Genomic DNA, 4,262 nt, shown 5'->3' with positions numbered 1-4,262 from the left:
GAAGTCGTCTACGACGATGTGACGTTCGGCTACGACGACGAGACCATCGTGGAGGACATCGCGTTCGAAGTCGAGGGCGGAAACACCCTCGCGCTGGTCGGCCCGACCGGTGCCGGGAAGTCCACCGTCCTCAAACTTCTCTTGCGGATGTACGACGTGGACGGGGGCGCGATCCGCATCGACGGAACCGACATCCGCGACGTGAACCTCCGCAGTCTGCGGCGGGCCATCGGTTACGTCAGCCAAGAGCCGTTCCTGTTCTACGGCTCCGTCAGGGAGAACATCTCGTATGGTTCCTTCGACGCGAGCGACGAGGAGATCGAGGAAGCCGCGAAAGCCGCCGAGGCACACGAGTTCATCAGCAACCTGCCCGACGGCTATGACACGATGGTCGGCGAGCGGGGCGTGAAACTCTCCGGCGGGCAACGCCAGCGGTTGTCCATCGCGCGGACGATTCTCAAGGACCCCGCCATCCTCGTGTTGGACGAGGCGACGAGCCACGTCGATACCGAGACGGAAGCGCTCATCCAGCGCAGTCTCGCCTCGCTGATGGCCGAGAAGACGACGTTCGCCATCGCCCACCGCCTCTCGACGGTGAAGGACGCCGAGGAAATCGTCGTCTTGGACGAAGGGACGGTCGTCGAGCGCGGCACCCACGACGACCTGCTGGCGCTCGGCGGACTCTACGCGAACCTCTGGCACGTGCAGGCCGGAGAGATCGAAGACCTCCCACGGGAGTTCATCGAACGAGCGATCCAGCGCCGGTCGGAAATCGAGGACGTGGGTGACGGAGCGGAGGCCGAAGGGGCGGATGCACAGACCGACGGCGGCGAGTGATCCCAGCCATCCAGTTTCTTCATCAAGTTTAAATATCGAGACGTGAGAAGCGGCGGGCAATGGAACCACCCACGCAGCGACACGATATCGGCGGCGTGACCCTCGACGATGACGAGTACACCGTCAAGCAGAGCCACTTCCGGAACAAGTACAAAGTGTACGATTCGGCCGGAGACCTCGTTTTGGAGTCGAAACAAAAGCTGTTCAAGATGAAAGAGGAGTTCCCGTTCTTCGACGCGGACGGGAACACGGTCTTCCGCGTGAAGGCGAAGAACGTCCTCGACGTCGCCGGAGATTACGTCCTCGTGGACGAGCGAACCGACGAACCGGTCATCGTCCTCTCCAAAAACTTCAGCTTCTTCCATCATCACTGGACGATAAAGCGCCCCGACGGAACCGACGTCGCGGAGGTCGAATCCAGAAGCGCGATACTCGAAGCCCTTCGCTCGTTCTCGACGTTGCTCTCCTTCATCCCACATAAGTACGAGATCGCGACCTCGGGCGGGGAACCCGTTGGAGAAATCGTGGGGAAATTCTCGCTCCGCGACGTGTACAAGGTTCGAATCGAGGAGTCGAATGCGGTATCCAAGACCGCGCTCGTCGCGGCCGCAATCGCCATCGACGCGTTGGAAGGGAACTGAGTCCGAAATCGGAGTCAGACTTTCTCCGGCAACCAACCGCCGTCGACTTCGACGTTCACGCCGCTCAGGTAGTCGCTGTCGTCGTCGACGAAGAACCGCAGCGCCTGTGCCATGTCCTCGAATTCGGCGGGTCTGTCACGGGGCAGATCGTCCGGGAACACGTCCGAGTTCTCGACCACATAGGGCGAAATAGCGTTGACCGTCACGCCGTCGTCCTGCGTGTCCGCCGCGAGCATTCGGGTGAACATCAGGACGCTCGCCTTTGCCATGAAGTACGGCGCGTTTTTGGGGCTGATGAGTCCCTTCTCGGCGCTGGCGTAGCCGATGTTGACGATGCGACCGAATCCCGTCCCCCGCATCTCCGGGAGCGCCCGCTTCGAACAGAGGTAGGTTCCGTTGATGTTGCCGTTCAACACGGCGTTCCAGCGGTCGAAGGAGATGTCCTCCCAGTGGTCGGGCGCGAACGGGCCGACGTTGTTCACCAGCACGTCGACGCTCCCGAGTTCGGCTTCGACGGTTCCGAAGAGGTCGTCCACTTCGTTCGGATCGGTGACGTCGCCGTTGACGGTTATTGCTTCGACGTCGTGTGTACGGGCGGTGTCGGCGACGTCCTCGGCGACGTCCTTGCTGGAGTGGTAGTGAACGGCCACGTCGGCCCCGCAGTCGGCGAGTGAAAGGAGGAGTTCCCGGCCGACGCCCTTCGAACTACCGGTCACCAGCGCGACCCGTCCATCGAGGTTGGGTGTTATCATGGGCGACCTTCGCGGTGCAGTCCCAATTAGTTTGATGCCGACGAGGTCGGGATTCCGTCCGAGGCGTGACCTTCTCCAATTATGGGTGAACCCCCCTATCTTTAATATTCTGCATGGAGACCTGATACCATGGGAATTGAGACGATTCTTCTCGCCGTAGGACCGGGCGATGCGGACCGTACTGGAAAACTCGCTGACGCCGTCATCGACGTGGCGGGCCCGACTGGTGCGACAGTCGTTCTCGCGCACGTATTCACCGACGACGAGTTCGAGGACGTGGTCGAGCAACTCGACTACGACCCGGCCGGGCAACCGAACTCCGACGAAGTGGCGGCGCGACACGCGACGATCCGATCGCTCTCGGATGCGCTCGACGCCGAAGACATCGGTTACTCGGTTCGTGGGTCCATCGGCCACCACGGCGAAACCATCGTCGAACTCGCCGAGGACGTGAACGCCGACAGCATCTTCGTCGGCGGCCGCAAACGCTCGCCGACCGGGAAAGCCGTCTTCGGCAGCACCGCACAGGAAGTCATGCTCTCGGCACCCTGTCCCGTGACGTTCGTGCGCGAGGACTGAGCGCCCCCGAGAATTTTCGCCTCTTTTGAGCGGGTCACAGTCACCTGACCGCACCCGATCCAAGTATCGGTGAGCGTTCGATTAGCATCTCCGCGACCGTCATTAGTTATTCCTCGGCGCGTTCCTGCCACTCCCGTTGCATCCGTCTCTCGCGGACGTGGCGTTCTCCCCCCGCAATCTCCTCGCGGGTGGCACGTTCGAACGATTCGATATCGTGGAGGAATCCCGTCTCGAAGGATTCGACCAGTTCGTAGGTCCAGCGGTCGCCGCCAAGAACGCCACACGGAAGGATTTCGTCGCGGATGTGGTCGGCGATGTCTTCGTGGCCAGCGTTACGGAGGTCGTTTTCGGCCTCGCTGAAGTGCTCCATCGCGTGGCCGGTGACGTGGTGAAACTGGACGAGGTAGCCGTGTGCCTTGCGAAGGCCCTCGATACCGAGTTCGAGTTGGTGCAGCGCGGACTCGGTTTCGTCGTCGAGGTCGGCAAGGTCGTCGGGAAAGTCCTCGGTCATGCATCGATACACGACGCCGAACCAGTTAACTTCGACAACCCGACCCGTCAGAATTGACACCCGGACCTGTCGGGTCGGGAGAACTCGTCCACGAGTAAATGCCTGTAGTTAAGTGGGACGGACGACGTTAGTTCACCTGAATGGCCTACTACGCGGGTGTAGACCTCGGGGCGACCAACGTCAGGGCGGCGGTTGCCGACGGGGACGGTAACGTCATCGGCACGTACGACCGTGGCACGCCACGAGGACCGAACGGCATTGCGGTTACCGAGGCAGTGCTCGAAAGTATTCGAGGTGCGTGTACGAACGCAGACGTCGACCCGAGGGAGATCCAGGCGGCGGGGATCGGCAGTATCGGTCCGCTCGACCTCGCGGAGGGAGCGGTCGATGGCCCGGCAAACCTGCCGGACACCATCGGTCGAATTCCGCTGACCGGACCGGTGAGCAAACTCATCGGGAGCGACCGGATATTCCTCCACAACGACACCAATGCGGGCGCTATCGGGCAACGATTCTACAGCGACCGCAACCCCGACGACATGGTCTACATCACTATTTCGAGCGGTATCGGTGCCGGAGTCAGCGTCGATGGAAACGTCCTCACCGGGTGGGACGGCAACGCGGGCGAAGTAGGACACATGCTGGTCGATCCCCACGGCGGGCGAACCTGTGGCTGTGGCAAGGACGGCCACTGGGAAGCTTACTGCTCGGGGAACAACATCCCCGAGTACGCCCGCATGTTGGCGAAAGAAGACGAGAGCGTGGAGACGTCCCTCCCGCTCGACGACCCCGACTTCTCGGCAAAGGACGTGTTCGAGTACGCCGGTCTCGACGCCTTCGCCGACCACGTCATCGAACAGGTCGCACACTGGAACACCGTCGGCGTGGCGAACGTCGTCCAAGCCTACGCGCCCATCGTCGTCTACCTCGGCGGCGCTGTCG

General features: G+C 61.9%; 6 protein-coding genes. 4 read left to right on the top strand and 2 right to left on the bottom strand.

What is annotated here, in order from left to right; translation table 11 throughout:
* Together WBV42_RS12705 and WBV42_RS12700 are read left to right on the top strand one after the other, a co-directional pair.
* Positions 1-837 (top strand): ABC transporter ATP-binding protein (locus WBV42_RS12705; protein WP_423986358.1); only part of this gene is annotated, 837 nt, incomplete at its 5' end.
* Positions 838-896: 59 nt separating this feature from the next.
* Positions 897-1,478 carry an LURP-one-related/scramblase family protein gene (locus WBV42_RS12700; RefSeq protein WP_423986357.1) on the top strand — a complete coding sequence of 194 codons (582 nt, stop codon included), beginning with the start codon at positions 897-899 and terminating at the stop codon, positions 1,476-1,478.
* A 14-nt stretch (positions 1,479-1,492) separates the two neighbouring features.
* Here WBV42_RS12700 and WBV42_RS12695 read toward each other — a convergent pair whose 3' ends face one another.
* Positions 1,493-2,230, bottom strand: a complete 738-nt coding sequence (locus tag WBV42_RS12695) for an SDR family NAD(P)-dependent oxidoreductase (RefSeq protein WP_423986356.1) — start codon at positions 2,228-2,230, stop codon at positions 1,493-1,495.
* A gap of 129 nt (positions 2,231-2,359) precedes the next feature.
* Between WBV42_RS12695 and WBV42_RS12690 the strand changes: the two genes are divergently transcribed.
* Complete coding sequence (locus tag WBV42_RS12690; RefSeq protein WP_066144805.1) at positions 2,360-2,809, top strand: universal stress protein; 450 nt, start codon at positions 2,360-2,362, stop codon at positions 2,807-2,809.
* A gap of 106 nt (positions 2,810-2,915) precedes the next feature.
* Here WBV42_RS12690 and WBV42_RS12685 read toward each other — a convergent pair whose 3' ends face one another.
* Positions 2,916-3,320, bottom strand: coding sequence for a hypothetical protein (locus WBV42_RS12685; RefSeq protein ID WP_423986355.1), 405 nt, complete (start codon positions 3,318-3,320; stop codon positions 2,916-2,918).
* Positions 3,321-3,460: 140 nt separating this feature from the next.
* On the opposite strand from WBV42_RS12685, the gene WBV42_RS12680 reads away from it, so the two are divergent.
* A partial coding sequence (locus tag WBV42_RS12680) for an ROK family protein (protein ID WP_423986354.1) occupies positions 3,461-4,262 on the top strand: 802 nt, incomplete at its 3' end.

The organism is Haladaptatus sp. (genome assembly GCF_049589095.1).
In the GTDB taxonomy this organism is placed as follows: Archaea; Halobacteriota; Halobacteria; order Halobacteriales; family Haladaptataceae; genus Haladaptatus.
The sequence above is the reverse complement of the archived record's forward strand: the minus strand, read 5'-3'. Positions and strand labels throughout refer to the sequence as shown.